We start from the raw sequence: 24,399 nt of genomic DNA on the forward strand, positions 1-24,399 counted from the left end.
CAGCCTCCTTATCGCCATGAAGAAGAACACGCTTGTCGCCCTGGCCCTTTCCCTCGGCGCACCACTGGCCGGCGCCGCCCCACAACCGCAGGACCGCGTCTACACCGCGGACCAGAACAGCAACACCGTGTCGGTGATCGACCCCGTCGCCAACCGGCTGCTGGGTCAGATCCGGCTGGGCAATGCACGGCCCGACGTGTTGTCGCCGCTGTACAAGGGCGAGCTCAACGTACACGGCCTGGGTTTTTCCCCGGACCACCGGACCCTGGTCGCGATCTCCAATGGCTCCAACTCGGTCGCGTTCATCGATACCGCCACCAATCGGGTCAAGGGCATCGCCTATATCGGCCGCTCGCCGCACGAGGGCTTCTTTACCGCCGACGGCAAGGAGGTATGGGTGGTGGTGCGCGGCGAGGACTACATCTCGGTCATCGATCCCGCCACGTTCCGTGAAACCCGCCGCATCCAGACCACGGCGGGACCGGGCATGGTGCTGTTCCACCCGGCGGGCAAGCTCGCCTTCGTCGTGTCCAGTTTCAATCCGGTGGTCGACGTGATCGACGTCAGGGCCCGCAAGGTGGTGAAGCGGCTGGACGTGGCCAGCCCGTTCTCGCCGTTCCTGCAGTTCACGCCCGACTTCAAGGAAGTCTGGATGACGCACAAGGACGTGGGCAAGGTCACGCGCATCGATACCGAGAAGCTCGCCGTGAAGGGCGTGTTCGATACCGGCTTCATCACCAACCACCTGGCCTTTGCCCGCACCGCGCGCGGCACGTTTGCCTACGTCACGGTCGGTGGCGAGAACGTGGTGAAGGTGTTCACTACCGACGCCACCCCCACGCTGGTCGCAACCATTCCGGTCGGCGCGCTGCCGCATGGCATCTGGTCCGCCGACGACGGCTCGCGCGTTTATGTCGGCCTGGAGAACGGGGACGCGGTGGACGTGATCGACACCGCGGATAACCGCGTGATCGCGCGCGTGCCGGTGGGCCAGGCGCCGCAGGCGCTGGTCTATGTCAGCAACGCGGTGCCAGGCGGCGCCGGCACCGGCAACCTGGTGCCCAGAGCGAACACCGAGCCGCTCAACGTTGCGCTCAAGCCGGTCCGCGGCGGCGACGCCAAAGGCTTTGTCGTGGCGCGCAACCTGGGCGTGGTCGACGCGCTCGAGGTCTCGCTGTTCAAGCTGAAGCCGGAAACCCAATACAGCGTCTATGTGGGCGGGCAGAAGACGCCGGTGGCAAGCTTCAGGACCAACCCGGCCGGCATGGCCAACGGCACCGCGATCGGGCCGCTGCGGGAGGTCGTGCCGACGCTGTCGCCGCAGGCGCCATCACCGGTGCAGCTGGTGGTGATGGAGGGCAGCGCGCCGCCGGACCCGGCCAGCGCGGTACTGGTCAGCGCGCCGTGAGCGCGGTCGCAAGCGGCGGAGCAGCACGGCGCAGGATCCTCACGGCACGTTGCTCTGCGTGAAATCGAACGGCTTGCCGGGCAAATCATAGGCGCCGCCGAACTCGAACGGCGCATTGCCCGACTTGCCGACGCCGATATGCAGCGGCGTATTGCCGCCTTGCAGCGCAATCGGCGCGTAGCGGTAGTTCATCACCTGCCTGCCGGTGTAATCCGCAATGGTGATCACGCTGGTCAGCAGCGGGTTCTGCTGGGTCTCGTCCACCGTGATGGGGTCGACGATGCGCGAATCCTGCAGCGTCTTCTCCACGGTCAGGCCCACCATGTCGACCAGCTGGATCTTCTGCGCGCCACGCGAGACCACCCACAGCCTGGTGTTGGAATTGCCCAGTCCCACGTTGACATGGTGCTTCATGCTGGTGGGATTCTTGCCGACCTGCACGCTGAGCATCTCCTCGATCAGCCGGGGGTCCGGGTTGCGGCCGGACTGCAGGCCCGCCACGGAGAACGCGCGGATCTTGCCTTCTTCCGTGGCGACCCAGGCGCGGCCCGGAATCGGCAGGATCGAGATCCTGACGGCCGTAGGCTTTTGCGGCAGGCGGACCGACTTGACGATGGTCGGCGCGTAATTGTCCACGGCAAATACCGGCGGCCACTGGGTATCGCCCAGGCCGGTGTTGGCCAGCGTCGCTTGCAGCGCGGCATGGCTGCCTTCGAAGTAGGCCCGGTTGACCTTGTCGAACAGCGGCTTCAGGTCGAGGAAGATTACCTTTTTCTCGGACTTCGAAATCACCGCCGCCACGCCGGCCCGGGACACCAGCTTGCCGTTGATGCCCGTGCGCGTGAAGCTCTTCTGGTTGACGCTGCTGGTGGCCGGGTTTACCTCAGTCTTGGTCCGGCTGGCGCCGCGGCGGCCGACCGGGTCGATCAGCCAGCCCTGCGTGCTGTTATCCTGCATCACGCCAAAATCCGTGACCGCCGATACATCCGTCGGCGCCAACATCCCGGGCAAGTCGATAAAGCCCAGCAGCTTGATAAAGACAAAGTTGGACATATTGCGCAGGCCGGGGTAAAGGCCTGGCCACGAGCCCGCGCTGGGATCATAGGGCCCGCCCACCTTGCTGCCATCGGCCAGGCTGCCCAGCGCCAGCACCGCCACCTGGCCCTTGAAGCTGACGGTATCCCAGACCGTCACCAGCGCGAATTCCGAATTGGTCGTGATCGCGATCGCCGTGGGCACCTTGCCCGCAGGCAATTTCACCGCCGCCGAGTGCGATGCAGTATTGCTGCCGACCGAGGCAATCAGCCCGTTCTGGAATGCGATCAAAGCCTGGGCGCAATCGTGTTCGCTGCAGCGGCCCATGGCAATCGGGCGCCTGGGCAATTCGCCGCCGTTGGCCGCGATATGGTTGTTCAACTGGGGGTCGGTCGCGACATGCCCGTAAACCCAGGGCAGCTGCGGTTTCTCGGCAACCGTCCCGGCACTCAGCGCCAGCGTCAGCAGCGAGGTGACGCCAGGGTCCGACGCCGCGTCGGCGCGATAAATGACATCCCCCATATTGCTGCCGTAATCGTTGCGGGAGCAGTCCAGCTGGCCCAGCTGATAGATGATCTTCAGGTTGTGATCGAGCTCGGACTTGGGAAACTCCTTCTGATAGCAGGCATTGCCGTGCGGGTAGAAGGTCTTGTCGCCCGGCTGCCAGTGGGTTGGCGCGGTCGCCACCGGCCGGGTATTGGCCGGGCCGTAACGATAGGCGATGGCCTCGTCGCTGCTGTAATCGGAGGCGATGGCCAGATAGGCTTCCCGCACCAGCTTGCCGTCGGCGTCGAGGATGTCGTCGAACCATGGCCGCGGCGGAGCTGCCGGTACTGCCGGTGCGGGGGGCGGGCGTTCCGCGGGCACTTGCGCGGGCACCGGCTTGGCGGCCACCGCCACCGATGCGGTGCCCGACGGCACCGGCGCCGTGGTGCGGCGCTCCGCGTCGCGTTCGCAGCCCGCCAGCGCCAGCACCACGGCGCAGCCAGCCCGCGTCAGGTTCACGGCCCGACGCATGGCAGTGTGGTGCGATGGCAAGCGTTTCCCAGGCATCAGTCTCTATGCGGCGCAAAGGAAAATCGTGGGGCGCAAAGATTCGCCAGGTTTGGACTTTGGCAGCTTTCCGGGCGCGGTTTAGTACGCCAGCACATATTTCTGGTGCATTGACTGGCGCGCCTGCACCCCATGTCTGCATTGTTATCGGTAATCGCCCCAATCGACGTTCCGGCGCGCTTGCATAATGCGTTGCCGGTTCCGGCACGCTGCTTGCTTTTTGCCACAAAACGACATAGGTTTCCTCATGCATATCGGTTGAGCCCTTGGTTCGCCGGCTGCAGCAGGGGTCGGGAAACCGGCTGGCAAAGCGCGGCAACATAACGCGGGACCAAAATCCCGGACCAAAACGCGCGCACAGCACGGTTTCGATAAATCGAACTGGGAGGAATCGATTTGTCGTGGCGGCGTCGGCATTCTCGCCAACGCCGCCTCGGTGTTTTCGTCGGCGGCCTTGCAGTCGGCCCGCCAGCCCGAGTATGACCGGCTCCCCTGGGCCCCGCGATGATCCAATTGCCCCCGCGCGTGCAAAGCATGACGATCCGCATGAGAACGGTCGCCTTGTCGGCGGCCTTCATGCTGGTGGTGTTTCTGCTGGTGACCTGGATGGTCTCGTACCAGATGGTCAGCCATTCCCGCCAGGACCGCAAACAGGTCCAGGCCGTCTACGTGGCCAGCAAGGAAAAGGAGCTGCGCCACTACGTCGAACTCGGTCACGCGACGCTGGTTCGCATCGCCCAGGGCAGCGGCGAGGAGGCCGCGCTGCAGCAACAGGTGCTTGCCGCGCTTTCGCGCATGCATTTCGGCAATGACGGCTACTTCTTCGTCTACGACCGCCTTGGCAACGTGCTGCTGAATCCCGGCAGCATGGGCATTGACGGGGTCGATTTCTGCGACCCGGCCGATACCGGCAGCGACCAGGCGAGGATGCTGATCAGGCAGGCGCAAGCCGGCGGCGGCATTGTCCGATACAACTGGATCAAGCCGTCGTCCCGCACCGAGGCACCCAAGATGTCGTATGTGAGGACCGCCGACAAATGGGGGTGGGTCATCGGCGCCGGTCTCTATGTGGACGACATCGAGCGCGAACTGGCCGCGTTCGATGCCAACGCCGCGCGCACGCTGCGCGATACGCAGATACGCCTCACCGCCTTCGCGATCGGCTCGGTCATGCTGATCAGCCTGGCCGGACTGGCCTGGAACCTGCGCAACTCGCGCATCTCGGGCGAGAAGCTGCGGCGCCTGGCGCGCCGCGTGGTGAGCTCGCAGGAAGAGGAACGCGCCCGCGTGGCACGCGAACTGCATGACGGCGTGGTGCAGGTGCTGGTGTCGTCCAAGTACCTGCTCGAAACCGCCCAGGTACATCTCGAGCAGGAGCCCGGAACCGACCCGGACAAGGAGCGTCCGCCAGCGCGTCGCCACGCGCCGCAGGCACTGCTGGCACAAGGCCTGGGCCGGCTGCAGGAAGCCCTGGTCGAGATCCGGCGGGTCTCGCACGGGCTGCATCCGGCCTTGCTGAGCGACCTGGGGCTGGCCGCCGCGCTGCGCATGCTGGTCGAGCAACTGCACCCGCAGCGTGCCGTGGAGGTGCGCTTCAGCGAGCAGGGGACCATCCCCACGCTGTCGCAGGCCCAGCGCACCGCGCTGTTCCGGGTCGCGCAAGAGGCCTTGAACAACGCCCTCACGCACGCGCAGGCCGGCTGGGTCCAGGTCACGCTGGCCGGCAGCGGCCATCACGTGGCGCTGACGATCGAGGACAACGGCCGCGGCTTCGCCCTGAACAAGGTCCGCGCCGACGGCAATGGCGGCATCGGCCTGCGCAATATGCGCGAGCGCATCGAAAGCCTGGAAGGCAGCGATTTCGCCGTGCACACCGGCCCCGGCGGCACGCGCGTCGAGGCCCGCCTGCGCCTGCCCGCGCCGGCGCCCGAAACACAGACCAGGACCCGGCCCGGACGAGGCCTGGGCCATCATTCCCCGGCTAGGAGGCCTGCCGCATGACCCCAAACCTTCGTGTGCTGCTGGTCGATGACCATCCGTTCGTGCTGGACGGCGTCCGCCTGCGCCTGGAAGCTACCGGGGAAATGACGGTGGTGGGCCAGGCAGCGAGCGTGGACGAGGCCATCATCCTGGCCGGTCAGCACGACCCGGACCTGGTGGTGTCGGACATCCACATGCCCGATGCCAACGGCCTGCAGCTTGCCACGCGCTTTGCCGAGCGCTTTCCGTCGGTGCGCGTGATCGCGCTGTCGATGCATAAGGACCCCGAATACGTGCGGCGCGCCTTTGCCCTGGGCGTCGCCGCCTACGTCCTCAAGGAAGCGCCCGCGCACGAGCTGGTGACCGCGATCCGCACGGTCGCGGCCGGCGGTACCTACCTCAACGCCGAACTACAGGCCTTCCTGCAGACCGACCAGCCCCCGCCGTCTTCGCGCCGCGCGCTGACGCCGAAGGAAGCCACGGTGCTGAAGCTGCTGGCCGAGGGCCGCTCCAACAAGGAGATCGCCGAGCGGCTAGGCACCTCGGTGCGCACCGTCGAAACGCACCGGCTGCACCTGCGCCGCAAACTCCAGGTTGGCGGCCGCGCCGAGCTGGTGAAGTACGCGGTCCACTTCTCCGACCTGCACGCGATCCAGCTGGCCGACGCGGCCCTGGCCGCGGATTGCTGATTGCCCCTTGCCCGTGCGATGTGTCCATGCCTGGTGCGGTTGCACCGCGGCAGGGCGGTGGTGCGCACCATCATTGGGGCGCGGCATGCGCTCTCTGTATTACTGCGTAGGGGAAAGTCGTGCTGCTGTCGCGGCCGTTGTTTGCGTAGACTTTTTTCCAGAACAGGCGCCAGGCATGCAGGGCCCGCAGAAGGGCCGATGCGCCGATCGTAGGACACAACGGGAGAGCACCATGGACGAGCTGAAGCAAAAGCAGAGAGCGGCTGTCGCGACGCCACCGCATCCGGAAGACCAGGCGACCTGGACGCCAAAGCGGCGCGAATTCCTGCGCATGCTGGCCTACGGCGCCGGCTCGCTGGCGCTGGCGCCGCTGATCAGCGCCTGCTCGGACGACGCCGCGGCGGCATCGTCGGACCTGCGCTCGCAGCTGGCACAGGACGAAGCCTTCTGGACCGAGGTGCAGGGCATGTTCGTGCTCAAGCCCGAGAAGGTCTACATGAACATCGGCACCGGCGGCTCGATGCCCAAGGTAGTGCTCGATGTCTTCGGCCAGGAAAACCTCGCCAAGGCCGCCGATTCATCGAGCGGCTACGGCAACCTGGCCGACCTGCGCGCCGCGGTGGCCAAGGGCTTCGGCGTCGATGGCGATGAAGTGGCATTCTCCGGCAATACCTCGTCGGGCATGTGCCATGCGATCCTCGGTATCAAGTGGGAGCCGGGCGATGTGGTGGTCACCACCAACCACGAACACGGCGGCGGCCTGACCCCGCTGAACATTGCGGTGGACCGCTACGGCATCGAGGTCTCGACCATTGCACTGCCGGTTGGCAACAACCAGACCGCCAGCACCTATGTCCAGCTGTTCGACGAACGCATCCGCGCGCTCAAGGGGCAGGGCAAGCGGGTACGCGCGATGATGTGGTCGTCGCCCACCTACAAGACTGGCACCATGCTGCCGATCGCCGACCTGATGCAGGTGGTGAAGACCCATGGCCTGATCAGCATCGTCGACGGTGCCCACCTGCCTGGCATGATGGCGTACGACTACGGCGCGCTGGGCATGGACTTCATGTCCGGCGCCGGCCACAAGTGGCAGTGCGGCCCCGGTTCCACCGGCATCCTGGTGATCCGCAACAAGATGCGCCCGTCCAATCCGCTGCCGCTGCCGGAGTGGTATCCGATCCATACCAGCTCCTACGTCAGGCAGGCGCGCGGCACCTACGACATCGCCGCCACGGTGACGTCCTGCGGCAGCCTGCACGTGCCGATGTTCCGCGCACTGGCGCGCGCCTGCGAGATGTGGGACACCATCGGCCGGAAGAAGATCGAGACCTACGACCTGACGCTGTCGTCGTACCTGAAGGAAAAGATCGTCGAGCGCTGGGGCGTCGAGTCGCTGTATTCGCCCAAGGACGATCCGAAGCTGCTGTCCGCGCTGACCTGCTTCAACCCGTTCCGCAATCGCGACGATGTCATGAACCAGCAAAAGACCACGCTGTTCGTGAACCGCATGCTGAGCGATTTTGCGCCGGGTTTCGTGATCCGTTCAGTGAATTTCGACGTGATCGGCGCGCCGGCCCAGCACTACGGCGTCCGCATCTCGACGCACCTGTGGCACGACGCGAACGACATCGACCGGCTGGTGGAATCGATGTGGACCCTGTCCGGCGCCATGGCGTAACCGGTCCCGTTCAACACGACAAGAGCCAAGCCCATGAAACGATCCGTCACCCTGATTGCCGCGGCCCTTTGCGGCGTGGCCTCGCTGTCGGCCTGCGCCCAGCACGGCGGCACGCTGCGCGCCGTCGCGTCGGCCGAGGCCCCCAAGGCCATCGGTCCATACTCCCAGGCCATCCGCGCCGGCAACGTGCTGTATCTTGCCGGGCAGATTCCGATCCACCCGAAGACAGGCGAGCTGCTCAAGGACGCACCCATCGAAGCCCAGACCCGGCTGGTGCTCGACAACCTGAAGGCAGTACTCGCGGCCGACGGCATGACCATGGCCGACGTTGTCTCCACCACCGTCTACATGAAGGACCTGAACGACTTCGGCAAGATGAACGAGGTCTACGGGACCTACTTCACCGGCGTCGCGCCGGCACGGGCGACGGTCCAGGTCGCGCGCCTGCCGCGCGACGTTGCCGTCGAGATCGGGGCGATCGCGGTCAAGCCCTGAGGGGGTTACGGCAGGAAGAGGGCAGCGGGGTACGGTTTCGGCCGTCCCTGCTGTTGGCGTTTGACTGCCCCCGACCCTTCACAAAAACTGAACACGCCTTAATCACCACCATCTTTCGTCTCCTTCGGGCCTTGCTTACAGTCGAGCCCACAAGGAGATTCCCCCATGAAAGATGTGCTGGTGATCGGCGGCGGCAATGCCGCGCTGTGCGCCGCGTTGATGGCGCGCGAGGCGGGTGCCTCGGTGCTGCTGCTGGAGGGCTCGCCGCGGGAATGGCGCGGCGGCAATTCGCAGCACACCCGCAACCTGCGCTGCATGCATGATGCGCCGCAGGATGTGCTGGTCGACGCCTACCCGGAAGAAGAATACTGGCAGGACCTGCTGAAGGTGACGGGTGGCATCACCAACGAGCGGCTGGCGCGCATGACGATCCGTGCATCGTCGCGCTGCCGGGGCTGGATGCGCCGGCACGGCGTCCATTTCCAGCCGCCGCTGTCTGGGGCGTTGCATGTTGCGCGCACCAATGCGTTCTTCATGGGCGGCGGCAAGGCGCTCGTCAACGCCTATTTCCGCAGTGCCGGGGCACTTGGTGTCGAGATCCGCTACGACACCGAGGTGGTTGCGATCGAGCGCGACGGCGACCGTTTCGTCGCGGCCATGACCGCTGCGGGCGAACGCATCGAGGCCAGGACCTGCGTGCTGGCCGCCGGCGGCTTCGAGTCGAACCGGGACTGGCTGCGCGAAGCCTGGGGCCAGAACGAACGCGGCGAGTGGCCGTCCGACAACTTCCTGATCCGGGGCACGCGCTTCAACCAGGGCGTGCTGCTGCGCCATATGATCGACGCGGGCGCCGATGCGATCGGCGATCCGACCCAGGCGCATATGGTGGCGATCGACGCGCGCGCTCCGCTCTATGACGGCGGCATCTGCACGCGGATCGACTGTGTCTCGCTCGGCGTGGTCGTCAATCGCGACGGCGAGCGCTTCTACGACGAGGGCGAGGACTTCTGGCCCAAGCGCTACGCCATCTGGGGACGCCTGGTCGCGCAGCAGCCGGGCCAGATCGGCTACTCGATCATCGACCAGAAGGCTATCGGCCGCTTCATGCCCCCGGTGTTCCCTGGCACCAGCGCCAATACGTTTGGCGAACTGGCGCGCAAGCTCGGCCTGCCGGAAGCCACCTTCGTGCGGACCGTCGAAGCCTTCAACGCCGCCTGCCGGCCCGGCACCTTCGACCACACGATGCTGGACGACTGCGCCACCGCGGGCATCGCGCCGGCCAAGACGCACTGGGCGCGGCCGCTCGACACGCCGCCCTACGTCGGCTACGCGCTGCGTCCCGGCGTGACCTTCACTTACCTGGGCCTCAAGGTCAACGAGAGCGCTCAGGTCCACTTTGATGGCAGGCCCAGCCCGAACCTGTTCGTCGCCGGCGAGATGATGGCCGGCAACGTGCTGGGCAAGGGCTATACCGCCGGCGTCGGCATGGCGATCGGCACGGCCTTTGGCCGCGTCGCCGGCGTGGGCGCCGCGCGGGCCTGCGGCTTCCGACATCCCGATTTCGAAATGGAGCAGTCCAATGCCATCGCTGGCTGAACTGGTCGATCAGGCTCGTGCCGACGCGCAAGGCGTGGGCAGCACTGACCGGCGCGTGATTCCGATCCACCCCGTCCTGCCGCTGACGGCTGCCGAAGGCGAAGTCGCGCGCATCCTGCAGATCTGCAATGCCTGCCGCTATTGCGAAGGCTTCTGCGCGGTCTTCCCCGCGATGACGCGGCGGCTCGAGTTCGGCCGCGCCGACGTGCACTATATGGCCAACCTGTGCCACAACTGCGGCGCATGCCTGCATGCCTGCCAGTACGCGCCGCCGCACGAGTTCGCCGTCAATATCCCGGTGGCCATGGCGCAGGTCCGTGGCCAGACCTACCAGGACTATGCCTGGCCACCAGCGCTGGGCAAGCTGTACCGGCGCAATGGCCTGACCGTGTCGCTGGCCCTGGCGCTCGCGCTGACCCTGTTCCTGCTGCTGGCCGTGGCGCTCAACGGTACGCTGTGGGGCGGTCCCGCCAGCGGCAATTTCTACGCGCTGTTCCCGCACAACCTGCTGGTGTCGATGTTTGCACCAGTGTTCGGCTTCGTCGTGCTTGCGCTGGCGATGGGCGTGCGCAGGTTCTGGCGCGAAGTCACCCCGGCGACCAGCGGCGCGCCAGTGAGCGCACCGGCGGCGGCAGAGGCGGGAGCCGCGGTGCTGCGGTTGAAATACCTCGACGGCGGCCACGGTGCCGGCTGCAACAATGCCGACGACGCCTTCACGCTGTCGCGCCGGCGTTTCCATCACCTGACGTTCTATGGCTTCGTGCTGTGCTTTGCCGCCACCGCCGTGGCGACGATCTATCACTATGCGCTCGGCTGGCATGCGCCATACGAGTTGCCGAGCCTGCCCAAGGTGCTCGGTGCCCTCGGCGGCGCCAGTCTCGCGATCGGCAGCGCGGGGCTCGGCTGGCTCAACTTGCAACGTCACCGCCTGCACCTCGCTCACGGCCAGCGGCCGATGGACCTGGGCTTCATCGCCTTGCTGTTCCTGACCGCCACCAGCGGCCTGGCGCTGTGGCTGGGCCGCGGCACGCCGGCGCTGGCCATGCTCTTGTGCCTGCACCTGGGCGCGGTGATGGCGCTGTTCGCCACCATGCCCTACGGCAAGTTTGCGCACGGTGTGTTCCGCAGTGCCGCGCTGCTGCGCCATGCAGTGGAAAAGCGCCGGCCGAACCCGGTCGGGCTCGGGGCGGACTGAGCGGCCGAGGCTTGGCCAATCCCCACGCCCTTCCATAGACCCTTTCCAGAACGACAATACGGAGACCGATTCAATGGACCGTCGACTGATCCTGCGCGCACCCTTGCTGGCCGCGCTCTGCTTTTCCTTCTCATCGGGCTCTGCGCAAGCGCAACCTATCGCCGGCGGCAAGCCGGTCACGCTGGTGGTTGGCTTCGCCGCCGGCGGCGCCGCCGATGCGGCCGCGCGGCTGATCGCCAAGAAACTGGCGGACAACCTGGGCCAGCCGGTCGTCGTCGACAACCGCGGCGGTGCCGGCGGCAATATTGCCCATCAGCTGGTGGCGCGCGGTCCGGCCGATGGCAGCATGCTGCTGTTCGGCTCGATCGGCCCGCTGACCATCGCGCCGCACCTGATGAAGCTGCCTTACGATCCGTTCAAGGACCTCGCTCCAGTTTCTGGCGGCGTGAACTTCCCCAATATGCTGGTGGTGCACAAGGGCGCCGGCGTGAAGACGCTGGCCGAGCTGGTCGCGCTGGCAAAGAAGAAGCCGGGGGCGGTGGACTACGCGTCGACTGGCGCGGGCTCCGCTTCCCATCTTGCCGGCGAACTGTTCAACCAGCGTGCCGGCATCGAGATGGTCCATATTCCCTACAAGGGCGGTGCGCCGGCGCTGCAGGATCTGCTTGGCCAGCGCGTGACCTCGTACTTTGCCGCACCGCCGACCGCGATGCCGCAGGTCGAGGCCGGCAAGCTGGTGCCGCTGGCCACCACCGGGCCGGTGCGGCCGGCGTACCTGCCCAACGTGCCCACCGTGGCGGAATCCGGCTACCCCGGTTTCGAGGCGCTGAACTGGTATGCCTTCGTGGCGCCCGGCAAGACGCCGGCGCCGGTGCTCGATCGCTGGAACCAGGAGATCGTCAAGGTGCTGAACGACGCCGGCGTGAAGGATGCCCTGACCAAGCATGGCCTGACCCCGCAGCCGACCACGCGGCCCGAACTGCTCGCGTTCATGAAGAAGGAGAGCGCAAAGTGGAGCGCGATCGTCAGGGAGCGGAAGATCACGGTCGATTGAGGCCGGCGATCAGGCTGGTGGCAGCGCCGCCGCCGTTCCGGCCTCAATCCTTGTGCAACGTGGCACCGAACCACGCGCCGTCGCGCACCAGGCCGCGCGCGGTATCGGCCAGAACGACCCGCGCCGCCAGCGCCGCAGGCGACAGCTCATCATCGGAAAGGCTGGCCAGCAGGTTGTGCCGCCCGACCTGGGCGTCGGCCACCCGCGAGCGCACCAGCGTCGGATCATTGAGGCGCGAGGTGGCCGCGCCCGGCTGGATGGTGGCGCCAAGGCCCGCGCGCACGGCATCCATCAGCATCGACAGGCCATCGATCTCCGCCACCACGTTCGGCGTCACGCGCACCCGCGCAAAGGCCGCATCGAGCAGGGCGCGCAGGCCATGGGTGGCGCTCGGCAGGATCAGCGGCAACTCACCCAGTTGGGCAAGACGGGCACGCTCGCTAACCGGCAGCCCCGGCAAGCCTGCCGCTCCAAGGACATAAAGCTTTTCATCGAGCAGCGGCGTCACGCTCCAGCGGCGCGCGGTCTCGGTGCGGAACACGATGGCCAGGTCCAGCCGCCGCGCATTGAGCATCTCGCTCAGATGCCCGGACAGCGCCTCGACCACATGGACGCGCACGTCGGGATAGCGCGCAGCCATTGCACGCAGCAGCGGCACGCCCAGCACCGCGGCGGTAGTCGAAGCCAGGCCGATGCTGACATGACCGGACAGCCGCGCCTGCTGCGCCGCGCGCACCGCATCGTCGGCGTGGCGCAGCGTCAGCTGGGCCTGCCGCAGGAAGGCAAGTCCGGCATCGGTTGGCACCACGCCGGTGGACTGGCGCTGCAGCAGGCGCGTCGACAGTTCGCTTTCGAGCCGGCTGATCTGCTGGCTGAGCGCGGAGGTCGCAAGCCCCAGTTCCAGCGCTGCCTTGCCGAAGCTGCCGAGTTCGCAGACCTTGGTGAAGTAGCGGAGTTGACGCAGTTCCATGGAAGGTTCGATGGCATCGCGTTGCGCGATTGCCGTGGCGATGGACGGATTGGCTAGCCGTCGTTCTGTGCACCATGCCGCGCAATGGTAGCACCTGGCAGGATGGCCGCGAGGATGGGGCAGGGAGGTAGTGGGACGGAACTGTCCGCAGGGTTTTGAGTTGGGGGGGCTGGCCGCCCGGATCCGGGCGGGCGTGGTCTTGCCTCAGTTGTAGCCGAGCACCGCGATCGTCGCGACGTCTGGGCGGTCGTTCGAGTTATCCGTCAGCACTTGCGTGGGGGTCTTTGGCTTGCCCGCGCGAATCGGGCCGGGCAGCGGCGTTTGCCGGACCGCGCCAGGCAACGATGCTGGAGACGGGGCAATGGTGGTGATGGCGTTCATAAGCGTCTCGATGGTATGCAATGCAGGTCTGCGATGCCTCAGGCGTGGCCCGCCGGGACAGGGCCGTCGTGGGATGTCCGGTTCCGGCTGCGCTTGATGACGCCGAACACAATCAGCACCACCGGCAGGATCAACAGGCCTTCGGCCAGTTCGGGATCCACCGGCAGTCTGATGACATGCAACGCCTTCAATCCCGCTGCCGCGATCGACAAAACGTAATAGGAGATCGCCGCAACGGACAGCCCCTCGACGGCATGTTGCAGATGCAGCTGGTTGCGCGCGGTGCGCTCCAGCCCAGCCAGCAGTCTGGTGACATCCCGCTCCTGCGCCAGGTTGACGCGGGTGCGCAGCAGGTCGACCGCGCGCGCAACCCGTGCCGCGATCTGTTCGTGGCGCGACCAGACGCTGCGGCACGTCTCCATGGCGGGACCAAAACGCCGCTCCATGAATTCTGAGATGGTCGGCATGCCTTCGATGCGCTGTTCGCGCAATTCATGGATGCGCGCCAGCACGATGCGCTCATAGGCGCGCGATGCGCTGAAGCGCCCGCTGTGCCCGGACAGCGATTCCACACGCACGGCCAGTTCGGTAAGCCGGTCCAGCAGTCCGGCATCGTCATCACCGGCGCGACGTGCGTCCATGGCCCGCATCAGTGCCTGCAGCGATGCGTGGATGTCGTCGAGTTCGCGCCCGAGCTGGCGGGCGACCGGCAACGCCAGCAACGCCATCATCCGGTACGTCTCGATCTCATAGAGCCGTTGCAGCAACCTGCCGCCCTGTTCCTCGCGGAAATCCTCGTCGATCGCCAGGATGCGCATATAGCCGTCGGCCCGCACGTTCCAGTCGCAGTAGACTTTGCCGCCGCCCAGGACATCGCTGCCGACCAGAACCGGTCCGTCGAGCCAGGCGCGCAGGTTACCGCCCACGGCTGCCGCCGCCTGGCCAGATAGCAACTCCATCCTGACCGCATGGAAGCGTTTGCCGGCCAGCAGCGTCAGCCAGTCCGCCGGAACGCCGTGGATAGCGAGGTCGTTGAAGTAGTCGGTGTCGTCGCGCGGACTGACGAACGTGAATGTGGAGAATTCGGTGTGACGCTCCCACTTCAGATGCCAGCCGAACGGAGACTGCATGGCGTAGTGCGTGACGCCGTCCGCCGGGAGCGCCATGCCGGTCTGTTCACACAGGGTGCGCACCAGATACTCGTGGATCGCAGGATCTTCGTCCGAGTAAATGGCGTAGTGGGTCAGTGACACGCTGCCGCTGAGCCGGAGAAAAGGGCGGGCATGCAATTCCGCGACCAGGGAGGCGCGTAGCGGGTGGTCGACCAGTAGCGAAGCGGCGTTGTTGTCCATGCGAGAAGGGCGAATCCCGGAATCCCGCGATGAGGACGCGGCGCCGGTTTGCTGTCCAGGTGTTCTTGTTCGTTGCCGGCAAATATCGCACGCCGTTTTCCAGAAGAAAAACGCATAATATTGATTGTTGCGTTCAGTTTTCCTGATAGCCATGAAGATGCTCGACCACGATGTGCTGGCCACGGTGATCGCCGTCGCCGAGACCGGCAACATGACGCGCGCCGCTGAGGCCGTGAACCGTTCGCAATCCGCGGTCAGCATGCAGATCAAGGCGCTGGAGGAAGCGCTGGGCCGGCCGCTGTTCGTGCGGCGGCCGCGCAGCATTGTGCTGACGCACGAGGGCGAAGTGCTGCTGGGCTTCGCCCGGCGCATGCTGGCGCTGCGCGACGAAGCCTGGGCGGCGGTGGTGCGGCCCGAGGTGACGGGCAAGGTGGCGATCGGCGTGCCCGACGACTACGCGTCATCGCTGCTGCCGTCGGTGCTGAAGAAATTCTCGACCACGTACCCGAAAGTGGAGATCCAGGTCGTCGGCCTGCCTAGCAGCGCGCTCGCGCCACTGGTCAAGGACGGCACCGTCGACCTGGTCTGCGGCACGCGCGTGAAGGGCCTGTCCGGCGACTTCATTCGCCATGAGCCGATGGCATGGGCCGCCATGACCAACGGGCCGCAAGTCTGGGAGGACCGGCCGCTGCCCATCGCCGTGTTCATGCCGGGCAGCGTGGCCCGCGAGAACGCGATACGCAGCCTCGACCGCGCGCGGATCGCGCATCGAACCTCTTACGAGAGCCCGAGCCTGCTGGGCCTGCTCAGCATGGTCGAAGCCGGCCTGGCCGTCGCCGCGCTGGCCCGCTGCGCGATCCCGCCGCAGTTGACTGTCCTCGGCCAGGCCCATGGCCTGCCTGACCTGCCGCCGCTCGAGCTTATCCTCGCCCGCAGCGCGAAGTCGAAGCGGCCGCCCTGTGATTTCCTTGCCGAGCAGATCATGACGGACTTGCGGGCGGGGGCGGGGCAGGCCTAGCGTCTGCCGTCTCATCGGATGCGTGCTGGCTCATTCAGGCCCCGGCGCTGGATCGCCTGGGCACGCCGGATAAAGTGCTTGACTTCGGCTTGCCATGCCGATTCCTGAATTAACAACGGAAAGTTGATATTCAATCTCAGTTCCTCACTCTAGTGCGATGAACTGCAGGCTCCTATATTCGACTCAACGGCGACGCACCCCAACCAGCGAAGCCGCAAACGAGCGTTCTCTCACCAAGATCAGGAGCCAATCATGATTTCCGAACTCACCCGTGCTGCTGTTGTTGCTTCGATGGTACTGGCCACTGGATCCGCGCTGCCTGGCTACGCCCACGCAGCAGATGTTGTGGTCGCTGGCATGGACCACACAGGGGTTTCCGCATCGCCCACCCGCCAGTTGGATGTCTTCACGGACGGTGCGCGTGCCAGGACATTCGATATGTACACGGATGGCACCCGCAGCGGCAAGTACGACCCCTATGCGGACGGTGCGCGCATGGGCGAGCCCGATTCGTTCACCGACCACATCTGACGCCATCGCCGCCGCTCCATCGCACCCATATCCGGATGCGCTTCCGAGGGCGGCATGGTTAGTCGAGGGTTTTTCCCTTGGTCTCCGGCATGAAGGCGTACACGAGGCAACCCGCTGCGCAGACCGCGGCGATATAGGCCCAGCTATAGTTGGCCCAGCCCGCATTCGACATCGATGTCATGATGTACGGCAGCGAGCCGCCGAAAATCGTCACCGAAATGGCATAAGGAAGCGCCACGCCGGTTGCGCGCACCTCGGCCGGAAACTGCTCCGCCATGACCGCAGCCGCCGTGGCGGAAAAACCGCACGACAGCAGCATCCCCACGCTGACGATCGCGGTCGCAAGCCAGAAGTCGTTGGCGAGAAAATGCAAGCCGGGCCAGGCGAACAGGGCTGAGCCGCCCGCGAATACCAGCAGCACAGGCTTGCGTCCGATCCTGTCGGCCAGCTTGCCAAGCAACGGGATCGCCAGCAGCGACAGGAAGATGGAGATCACGCTGGCACTGAAGGCGTCCTGCAGGCTGAGGCCGGTTCGTACATGGGCGAGGGTCGGGAACAACACCAGCCAGAGGTAGAGCGACAGGTTGCCCGCCATGGCGATTCCGATCACGCGCAACGACGCGCGCCAGTGCCTGGTGACGACCAGTAGCGAGGGATGCGCGGCAGCGCGGTGAGCGACCTTGCGCTGAAAGGCCCCGGTTTCCGCCACTGATACCCGGATCCATAGCGCAACCACGCCCATGAGGCCGGCGACAGCGAATCCGAGCCGCCAGCCCCACGCCGCCATTTGCTCGGTATCGAGCCAGCGCGTCAGCATGAACCCGATCAGGGCTGCCACCAGCACGCCGGCATTGATGCCGAAGTACTGCCATGACCCGGCGAAGGCCCGGCGCGATGGCGCCGCCGTCTCGACGAGATAGGTCGAGGCCGAGCCGAATTCGCCCCCGGCCGCGAATCCCTGCACCAGTCGCGCCATCACCAAAATGACGGGCGCGGTCATGCCTATGGTGGCGTAGGTCGGGCATAGCGCTATCACCACGGTGCTGCCAGACATCAGCGCCACGGAGAGCGTCAGGCCTTTCTTGCGTCCATGCCGGTCGGCGTACGCACCAAGCACGGCGCCACCGACCGGCCGCATGATGAAGCCGACCGCGAACACGGCGAACGCGGACAGCAGCGACGCCATTTCATTGTTGGCGGGAAAGAAGTGCCGCGAGAACACTGAGGCAAAGGTGGCGTAGATCACCCAGTCGGCGAATTCCACGATCGTACCGAGTGTCGCCGCCGCAATTGCCTTCTTCTGCGCACGGGTGAGGGGAAGCGGGCGTTCGACTACATCTACTGGCAGGGTCGTTTCCATGCCGTCTCCTTGAATCATCTGTTGTGGTTCTCGCGCCGCCAGCGGCTTGGCGCATTCGCATGTCCGGATCGACAGAGCCCGGCACGTTGGGCATCGTAGGTGGCGGGACGAGACCGGCTCAAACGACTTTTTTTGAGCGGACGCTTGAGTTTTCTGCAACCGATGTAACCCACAAAGCCGGGCAAAGCGAGCTTGAGGAAAACTCAATCGACCCAGTAAGAAATGTCGATTGAAGCGGCGCGGCAGGGCCCCTAGTATCCGTGGCACACAGGTGGCGCCTCACGCCATTTACCACAACAGGGCCGCCCCGCAGCGGCAAGGAGACTCGGCATGACGACGTTCGGTTTTATCGGCCTGGGTGCCATGGGAAGGCACATGGCGCGGCACCTGGTGCAACACGGACTGCCCGTGACGGTATTCGACAGCAATGTCCAGGCGGTCGATGAACTGGTGCGTATCGGCGCTGCGCGCGGTGTCAGCGCCCGCGACGTTGGCGACCACGCCGAGGTGGTGATGGTTTGCTTGCCGACGCCCGATATCGTCGAAGGGGTAGCAACCGGTGCAGGTGGGGTCGCGGGCGCAAGCGCCGTGAAAGTGTTCGTCGACCATTCGACCACGGGACCGACCGTCACGCGCAGGCTCGCCGCCGCAATGGCGCAGCATGGCATCCAGGCATTGGATGCACCGCTCGCCGGTGGCGTGGCACGCGCTGAGTCGGGCTCCCTGAGCGTGATGGTGTCCGGCGATGCCAGCGCCTTCGCCACTGCGCGGCCGGCGCTCGAGGCATTCGCGGGCGACATCGCATATCTCGGCGCGCGGCCGGGGCTGGGTCAGACCCTCAAGCTGGTCAACAACATGATCGCCGGCTCAGCGCTGGTGACGGCGGCCGAGGCCGTGCTGTTCGGTGTGAAGGCCGGCATCCCTGCGGACACCATCCTCGAAGTCCTCTCCAAAAGCGCCACGGCGCGTGGCTTTGCGGTCCAGACCCTGCTTGCCGACAAGGTGCTGTCGCGCAAGTTCGACTTCGGCTTTCGCATGGACCTGATGCGCAAAGACCTGCGGCTGGCGCTCGGCGAAGCCGAGGCCGTAGGCGCGCCGATGTTCGCGTCCGCCGTCGTCAAGCAGTTCTTTGATACGGCCGTTGCCGACGGTGCCGGGGGCGACGACATGACCCGCGTCGTCCATCAGCTCGAGAAGCTGGCCGGCGCCACCATCGGGAAGGTCCAGGGCCGCCATGAGCAGCGCTGAAGCGACCGCAACACCAACCGCCTGAGTCTTTATCGAGGAAGCATATGAACAGAGTGCTGAACTACATCAGTGGAAACGATGTGCCGCCGTCGACCGGCCGGTATATCGAGAAGACAGACCCGCGCACTGGCATCGCGCTGTCCGAGGTGGCGGATAGCGGCGAACCAGATGTCGACGCTGCCGTTGCCGCGGCGACGGCAGCGCTGCCTTGCTGGCGGGCAATGCGACCCGCCGAGCGCGGCCGCATCCTGGTCGAGATCGGCCGCGCGGTGCGCAACAGCATCGACACCCTGGGCGGCATCGAAAGCGCGGAGACCGGCAAGCCAGGGCGCGAGATGCCGCAACTGATGGCGCTGATCGCGCAGTACTTCGAGTACTACGGTGGCATCGTCAATACGATGGACGGTGAAGTGATCAACGCCGGACCGGACTATCATGTCTACACACGACGCGATCCGTTCGGCGTGATCGGCGTGATCCTCCCCTGGAATGCGCCCTTGCATCAGGCCGCCCGCGCCATCGCGCCCGCGCTTGCCACTGGCAACGCGGTCGTTGCCAAGCCATCGGAATTCACTTCCGGTTCGCTGATTGCCTTTGCGAAGCTGGCTGAAGCGGCCGGATTGCCGCCTGGCGTCCTGAACGTCGTGGTCGGGACCGGGCCAGCGCTCGGACCGGCAATGGCCGGACATCGCGACGTGCGCAAGATTTCATTCACGGGCAGCACGCGCGCGGGCCGGGAATTGGGCCGGATCGCCGCTGACCGCATCCTGCCGCTGACGCTCGAGTTGGGCGGAAAATCGGCCAATATCGTTTTCGCGGACGCCGATCTGGATGCCGCGGCAAAGGGATGCACTACGGCCTTCACCTGGAATGGCGGACAGTGGTGCGCGGCAGGCACGCGCTTGCTGGTCCAGTCGTCGGTCCACGACGCCTTTGTCGACAAGCTGCTGGCTGCAGTCGCCGGCGTGCGCGTTGGGGCCGACTCCGAAGCGTCCTATGGGCCAATGACTACACGCGCCCAGTTTGACAAGGTCCAGCAAAGCTTTGACCTGGCCCACCGCCTCGGGCTTGTACCGGCCGTTGGCGGCAGCATGGCGCAGGCGCCGCAGACCGGGGAGGGCTGGTTCATCGAGCCGACCGTCTACCTGGGCGTCACCAATGACATGGAGATAGCGCGCGAAGAAATCTTTGGACCCGTACTCTGTGTCATCCAGTTCGAGGACGAGGCGGACGCCATCCGCATTGCCAACGATTCGGACTATGGACTGGCTGCCGGTATCTGGAGCCGCGACATCGGCCGCGTCCATCGCGTCGCCGCTGCCCTTGACGCCGGCCGGATCGTCGTGAACGAGTACAGCGGCGGCTTCGTGCAGACGCCATGCGGTGGCTTCAAGCAGAGCGGCTATGGGCGCGAACAGGGCATGGAGGCGCTTGCGCACTATACACAGTTGAAGTCGGTAATCGTTCGGCTGTAGTGTCTTTGAGGATGGGGGGTCTCGGATGGACGGAATGCCGCCAGCATGCCAGCCTTGGCAAGGGGGTACGACATTTCTATTTGGCTCAAGTACGACATTACTATTTGGGTCTAACAGCGGACTTTCGCATAATAAGTGTTATGTCAAATCAAGTAGATTCCGGAGGTGGCTGCCAGCCGTTCGGCAGCCACCATAGGCTCTCACGCCGCCTGCTCAAGCCATAACCCGCTGCGCCTGCATCCAAGCGAGATCAGCCACCCGCGCGAAGCGCTCGCCCATGGCACGCGCGTCGGCGCTGGACGCCGTGCCGCGTGCGGCGCGGGCCTTGATGCCATGGAGAATCGCTGCAAAGCGGAACATGTTAAAAGCGATGTAGAAATCCAGATTGCCAATGCCCTGGCGCCCGGTACGGCGGCAGTAGGCTTCGACATAGGCAGCCTCGTCGGGCAATCCCGCCGCCGCCAGGTCCCGCCCCGCGATGCCGCCCAGGATATCGGGCGGCATGCGGAACATCATGGCGTGATAGGCAAAGTCGGCAAGCGGATCGCCCAGCGTCGACAGTTCCCAGTCCAGCACCGCCAGCACCCGCGGCTCAGTGGGATGGAAGATCAGGTTGTCGGCGCGGAAATCGCCGTGGGTGATGGCAACCTCATCGGCGGCGGGCAGATGCCGGGGCAACCAGTCGACCAGTTGGTCCATCGCAGGATGCCGGCCGGCCAGTTCGTCGCTGCGGTACTGCGCCGACCAGCGCGCGACCTGACGGGCTACGTACCCGCCAGGCTTGCCGTAGTCACCCAGGCCGATGGCTGCCGGATCGATGGTGTGGAGGCTGGCCAGGGTTGCGTTCATGGCGTCCATGTAGGCCGCACGTTCGCCCGGCGCCACATCGGAAAAACCGGCATCCCAGAAGATCCGGCCCTCAACGAGATCCATGACGAAGAACCAACTGCCGATCACCGCGTCGTCGGTGCAAAGCCCGTGGATCCGGGGTACCGGAAAGCCCGCCTGGCCCAGCGCCGCCATCACCCTTGCTTCGCGTTCCACGGCGTGGGCGCCTTTGATCAGCTCGCCGGGGGGCTTGCGTCGCAGCACATAGCTGCGCCCGGGCGTACGCAGGCGATAGGTAGGATTGGACTGCCCGCCCTTGAACTGGTCGATCGTCAGCGGTCCGGCGTATCCCGCCACGTTTCGCGCCATCCAGCGCTCCAGCGCAGCCTGTTCGAAGCGATGCTGGTCGCGCACCGGCCCTGTGCCGGCGAACGCCTGCGCGCTAGCCATGGCTCGCCTCCCCGCTCAGGGTCTTACGCTTGATCATCTTTGCCAGCGACCATTTGTGTACCTCGGTGGGGCCGTCGTAGATGCGGAAGGCGCGGACTTCACGGAACACCTGCTCGACGATGGAGTCGCGCGAGACCCCCGAGCCGCCCATGATCTGCACGCAACGGTCGGCCACGCGGAACACCGCCTCGGACACCGCCACCTTGGTCATCGAGCTCTCGTTGGTTCCCACGGCACCGCCATCGAGCACGCCGGCGCACCAGTCGATCATCAATGCCGCCTGCTGCAGGTCGATCAGGTTCTCGGCCAGCATGAATCCTACGCCTTCATGGTCGATCAGCAGCTTGCCAAATGCCTTGCGCGTGGTCGCGTAGGCCGCGGCGATCTCATGCGCACGCGTGGCGCAGCCGTGCCAGCGCATGCAATGCGAAAGGCGGGCTGGCGACAACCTGACCTGGGCATAGCGGAAGCCTTCGTTGATCTCGCCAAGCACCTGGCTGGCCGGCACCCGCAGGTTGTCGATGACGATCAAGGCATGCCCGCCGGGCATCGAGTTGTCGATGGTGTCCAGCACACGCTCGATCCGAATGGCGGGATCGGGCAGGTCCACCAGGAACATGGTGGACTGGACCTTACCCTCCTCGCCCGTGCGCGCCATCACAATGCCGACCGAAGCACCTTCCGCGCCAGTGATGAACATCTTGCGCCCGTTGATGACCCACTCGTCGCCTCGCTTCACCGCGGTGGTCTGCAGCATTGACGGATCCGAGCCGGCGCCGCCATCTTCGGCAGGCTCGGTCATGAAGAAGGCCGAGCGGGCTGCGCCACTGACAAGCTGGTCGAGGAAGCGCCGCTTTTGTTCCGGGGTGGCGACTTTGCCGAGCAGGAACATATTGCCCTCGTCGGGGGCCATGGTATTGACGGCCACAGGACCCAGCGGCGACAGCCCGGAGCGCTTGAGCACGGCTGCGGTCTCCAGCTGCGTCAGGTGGCTGCCATCATCGAGGATGTGCGGCGTCATGACGCCCGCCTCGCGCGCCTTGGCGCGCAGTTCGTCGACCAGGTCCGCCGACGGGCCATGGGCACCGTAACGGGGGTCGCGCTCGTAGGGCGCGACGACTTTGCGCACAAAGGACTCGACGCGATCGGCGATGGCCCGGCTGCGTTCGGTGGGACAGGGAGTGAACATGGGCATTTGTCTCAGAGCGAGTTGATGGAATGGCCGCCGTCAACCGGCAGGACCGTGCCTGTCATGTAGTCGGACGCATCCGAGGCCAGCAACAGCAGCGCGCCATCGAGCTGGTCGGGCCGGCCGAGCCGGCGCTGCGGAATGCGCCCGATCATGGCCCGGCCGCTGTCGCTCTCGAAGAAGCTGCGGTTGATGTCGGTCTCGAAGTAGCCCGGCGCCAGCGCGTTGACGCGGATGCCGTAACGCGCCCATTCCAGCGCCAGCGAGCGCGTCAGGTGGATCAGGCCTGCCTTCGCGGCGGTGTATGCGGGCACCTGTTGTGCCACGCGCAGGCCGAGGATCGACGCGATATTGACGATGCTGCCGCCGCCGGCTGCGCGCATCATCCGCGCCGCGCACTGCGCCACGCGCCAGGCGCCGTTCAGGTTGGTGTCGATCACGCTTTGCCAGGCGCCCTCCTCTACCTCCATGGCGGGCCCGGTGGTGGCGATGCCGGCGCTGTTGACGACTACCTGGACCGGTCCCAGCTGCTGGTGCGCCGCCTCGAACGCGGCACCGACCGATGCCGGATCCCTGACGTCGAGCGGCACCACGCAGCCTTGCCCGCCCTGCCTGCGCAGGTCGGCCAGCACGGCCTCGCCTTCGGCCACGCGCCGGCCAGCCAGTGCCACCTTGCAGCCTGCGCGCGCCAGCGTCTGCGCAAAGTGCAGGCCCAGGCCGCCAAAGGCCCCGGTTACCAGCGCTACCTTGCCGTCCAGATCGGCAAACAGGCCGAGCTCGCGTCCTTGCTGGTTCATTTGCTTGTCTCCTCTGTATTGCTGCGAATGCTGCGGCTCAGGCGGCCTTGAGCATGTCCTCTACCACCTTCTTGGCGTCGCCGAACACCATCATGGTCTTGTCCATATAGAACAGCTCGTTGTCCAGACCGGCGTAGCCGGCGGCCATCGAGCGCTTGTTGACGATGATGGTTTTGGCCTTGTACGCCTCCAGGATCGGCATGCCGGCGATCGGCGACTTGGGGTCGGTCTTGGCCGCCGGGTTGACCACGTCGTTGGCGCCCAGCACCAGCACCACGTCGGCCTGGCCGAACTCGCTGTTGATGTCTTCCATCTCGAAGACCTGATCGTACGGCACCTCGGCCTCGGCCAGCAGCACGTTCATGTGGCCCGGCATGCGGCCCGCCACCGGATGGATCGCGTATTTCACGGTTACGCCCTTTTCCGTGAGGGCCTCGGTCAACTCCTTGAGCGCATGCTGGGCGCGCGCGACCGCCAGGCCGTAGCCAGGCACAATGATGACCGTCTCCGCATTGCCCATCAGGAAGGCGGCGTCATCGGCCGAGCCCGACTTCACGTTGCGCTGGGCTTGCGCGCCGGCCGTCGCGCCGGCGCCGGCTTCGCTGCCGAAGCCA

General features: G+C 66.0%; 20 protein-coding genes and 1 pseudogene. 12 read left to right on the forward strand and 9 right to left on the reverse strand.

Going from position 1 to position 24,399, the window contains the following annotated elements; all coding sequences use genetic code 11:
* Positions 1 to 16 precede the first annotated feature (16 nt).
* The gene (locus MKD50_RS10505) at positions 17 to 1,408 is read left to right on the forward strand and encodes a YncE family protein (protein ID WP_252667111.1); all 1,392 of its coding nucleotides are present in this window, start codon (positions 17 to 19) and stop codon (positions 1,406 to 1,408) included.
* 39 nt (positions 1,409 to 1,447) lie between these two features.
* Here the strand turns inward: MKD50_RS10505 and MKD50_RS10510 are convergent, their stop codons facing one another.
* Complete coding sequence (locus MKD50_RS10510) at positions 1,448 to 3,460, reverse strand: hypothetical protein (protein WP_252667090.1); 2,013 nt, start codon at positions 3,458 to 3,460, stop codon at positions 1,448 to 1,450.
* Positions 3,461 to 4,042: 582 nt separating this feature from the next.
* Between MKD50_RS10510 and MKD50_RS10515 the strand changes: the two genes are divergently transcribed.
* The 7 genes from MKD50_RS10515 to MKD50_RS10545 all read left to right on the forward strand — a co-directional run bounded on the left by MKD50_RS10515 (position 4,043) and on the right by MKD50_RS10545 (position 12,186).
* Positions 4,043 to 5,497: a cache domain-containing protein gene (locus MKD50_RS10515; RefSeq protein WP_252667091.1), complete on the forward strand. Its 1,455-nt coding sequence runs from the start codon at positions 4,043 to 4,045 to the stop codon at positions 5,495 to 5,497.
* Positions 5,494 to 6,165 (forward strand): response regulator, encoded by a 672-nt coding sequence (locus MKD50_RS10520; protein WP_115700517.1) that lies wholly within the window; start codon positions 5,494 to 5,496, stop codon positions 6,163 to 6,165. The genes MKD50_RS10515 and MKD50_RS10520 overlap by 4 nt, the downstream gene beginning before the upstream one ends.
* A 232-nt stretch (positions 6,166 to 6,397) precedes the next feature.
* Positions 6,398 to 7,846, forward strand: a complete 1,449-nt coding sequence (locus MKD50_RS10525) for an aminotransferase class V-fold PLP-dependent enzyme (RefSeq protein ID WP_115700519.1) — start codon at positions 6,398 to 6,400, stop codon at positions 7,844 to 7,846.
* Positions 7,847 to 7,879: 33 nt separating this feature from the next.
* A complete protein-coding gene (locus MKD50_RS10530) occupies positions 7,880 to 8,341 on the forward strand; it encodes a RidA family protein (RefSeq protein ID WP_115700521.1) in 462 nt (153 codons plus the stop codon).
* Positions 8,342 to 8,506: 165 nt separating this feature from the next.
* Positions 8,507 to 9,937, forward strand: coding sequence for an FAD-dependent tricarballylate dehydrogenase TcuA (gene tcuA / locus MKD50_RS10535; RefSeq protein ID WP_252667092.1), 1,431 nt, complete (start codon positions 8,507 to 8,509; stop codon positions 9,935 to 9,937).
* The gene (tcuB, locus tag MKD50_RS10540; RefSeq protein ID WP_252667093.1) at positions 9,921 to 11,132 is read left to right on the forward strand and encodes a tricarballylate utilization 4Fe-4S protein TcuB; all 1,212 of its coding nucleotides are present in this window, start codon (positions 9,921 to 9,923) and stop codon (positions 11,130 to 11,132) included. The genes tcuA and tcuB overlap by 17 nt, the downstream gene beginning before the upstream one ends.
* Positions 11,133 to 11,205: 73 nt before the next feature.
* A complete protein-coding gene (locus MKD50_RS10545) occupies positions 11,206 to 12,186 on the forward strand; it encodes a Bug family tripartite tricarboxylate transporter substrate binding protein (RefSeq protein WP_252667094.1) in 981 nt (326 codons plus the stop codon).
* Positions 12,187 to 12,229: 43 nt separating this feature from the next.
* Here the strand turns inward: MKD50_RS10545 and MKD50_RS10550 are convergent, their stop codons facing one another.
* The 3 genes from MKD50_RS10550 to MKD50_RS10560 all read right to left on the reverse strand — a co-directional run bounded on the left by MKD50_RS10550 (position 12,230) and on the right by MKD50_RS10560 (position 14,865).
* The gene (locus tag MKD50_RS10550) at positions 12,230 to 13,156 is read right to left on the reverse strand and encodes a LysR family transcriptional regulator (RefSeq protein WP_115700529.1); all 927 of its coding nucleotides are present in this window, start codon (positions 13,154 to 13,156) and stop codon (positions 12,230 to 12,232) included.
* A gap of 204 nt (positions 13,157 to 13,360) precedes the next feature.
* Complete coding sequence (locus MKD50_RS10555) at positions 13,361 to 13,537, reverse strand: hypothetical protein (protein WP_252667095.1); 177 nt, start codon at positions 13,535 to 13,537, stop codon at positions 13,361 to 13,363.
* Positions 13,538 to 13,575: 38 nt separating this feature from the next.
* Entirely contained in the window at positions 13,576 to 14,865 is a 1,290-nt protein-coding gene (locus MKD50_RS10560) for a DUF3422 family protein (protein WP_252667112.1), read from the reverse strand.
* 175 nt (positions 14,866 to 15,040) lie between these two features.
* Between MKD50_RS10560 and MKD50_RS10565 the strand changes: the two genes are divergently transcribed.
* Both MKD50_RS10565 and MKD50_RS10570 read left to right on the forward strand, forming a co-directional pair.
* Positions 15,041 to 15,907, forward strand: coding sequence for a LysR family transcriptional regulator (locus MKD50_RS10565; protein WP_252667096.1), 867 nt, complete (start codon positions 15,041 to 15,043; stop codon positions 15,905 to 15,907).
* Between the two features lie 252 nt (positions 15,908 to 16,159).
* Positions 16,160 to 16,438, forward strand: a complete 279-nt coding sequence (locus tag MKD50_RS10570; RefSeq protein WP_147299782.1) for a hypothetical protein — start codon at positions 16,160 to 16,162, stop codon at positions 16,436 to 16,438.
* Positions 16,439 to 16,496: 58 nt separating this feature from the next.
* Here the strand turns inward: MKD50_RS10570 and MKD50_RS10575 are convergent, their stop codons facing one another.
* Positions 16,497 to 17,798, reverse strand: a complete 1,302-nt coding sequence (locus MKD50_RS10575) for an MFS transporter (protein ID WP_252667097.1) — start codon at positions 17,796 to 17,798, stop codon at positions 16,497 to 16,499.
* Between the two features lie 324 nt (positions 17,799 to 18,122).
* Between MKD50_RS10575 and MKD50_RS10580 the strand changes: the two are divergent.
* Both MKD50_RS10580 and MKD50_RS10585 read left to right on the forward strand, forming a co-directional pair.
* Positions 18,123 to 19,046: pseudogene (locus tag MKD50_RS10580) on the forward strand (NAD(P)-dependent oxidoreductase); the annotation flags it as partial.
* A 44-nt stretch (positions 19,047 to 19,090) separates the two neighbouring features.
* A complete protein-coding gene (locus tag MKD50_RS10585) occupies positions 19,091 to 20,521 on the forward strand; it encodes an aldehyde dehydrogenase family protein (protein WP_252667098.1) in 1,431 nt (476 codons plus the stop codon).
* A 213-nt stretch (positions 20,522 to 20,734) separates the two neighbouring features.
* On the opposite strand, the gene MKD50_RS10590 is transcribed toward MKD50_RS10585, so the two are convergent.
* The 4 genes from MKD50_RS10590 to MKD50_RS10605 form a co-directional block, all read right to left on the reverse strand.
* Positions 20,735 to 21,799 carry a phosphotransferase gene (locus tag MKD50_RS10590; RefSeq protein ID WP_252667099.1) on the reverse strand — a complete coding sequence of 355 codons (1,065 nt, stop codon included), beginning with the start codon at positions 21,797 to 21,799 and terminating at the stop codon, positions 20,735 to 20,737.
* Positions 21,792 to 22,988, reverse strand: coding sequence for an acyl-CoA dehydrogenase family protein (locus MKD50_RS10595; RefSeq protein WP_252667100.1), 1,197 nt, complete (start codon positions 22,986 to 22,988; stop codon positions 21,792 to 21,794). The genes MKD50_RS10590 and MKD50_RS10595 overlap by 8 nt, the downstream gene beginning before the upstream one ends.
* Before the next feature lie 11 nt (positions 22,989 to 22,999).
* On the reverse strand, positions 23,000 to 23,785 hold the full coding sequence (locus MKD50_RS10600) for an SDR family NAD(P)-dependent oxidoreductase (protein WP_240070670.1): 786 nt from the start codon (positions 23,783 to 23,785) through the stop codon (positions 23,000 to 23,002).
* 37 nt (positions 23,786 to 23,822) lie between these two features.
* A partial coding sequence (locus MKD50_RS10605; protein WP_252667101.1) for an NAD(P)(+) transhydrogenase (Re/Si-specific) subunit beta occupies positions 23,823 to 24,399 on the reverse strand: 577 nt, incomplete at its 5' end.

Origin of the sequence: Cupriavidus mimosae (assembly GCF_023952485.1) — a bacterium.
GTDB classification, from domain to species: domain Bacteria; phylum Pseudomonadota; class Gammaproteobacteria; order Burkholderiales; family Burkholderiaceae; genus Cupriavidus; species Cupriavidus taiwanensis_C.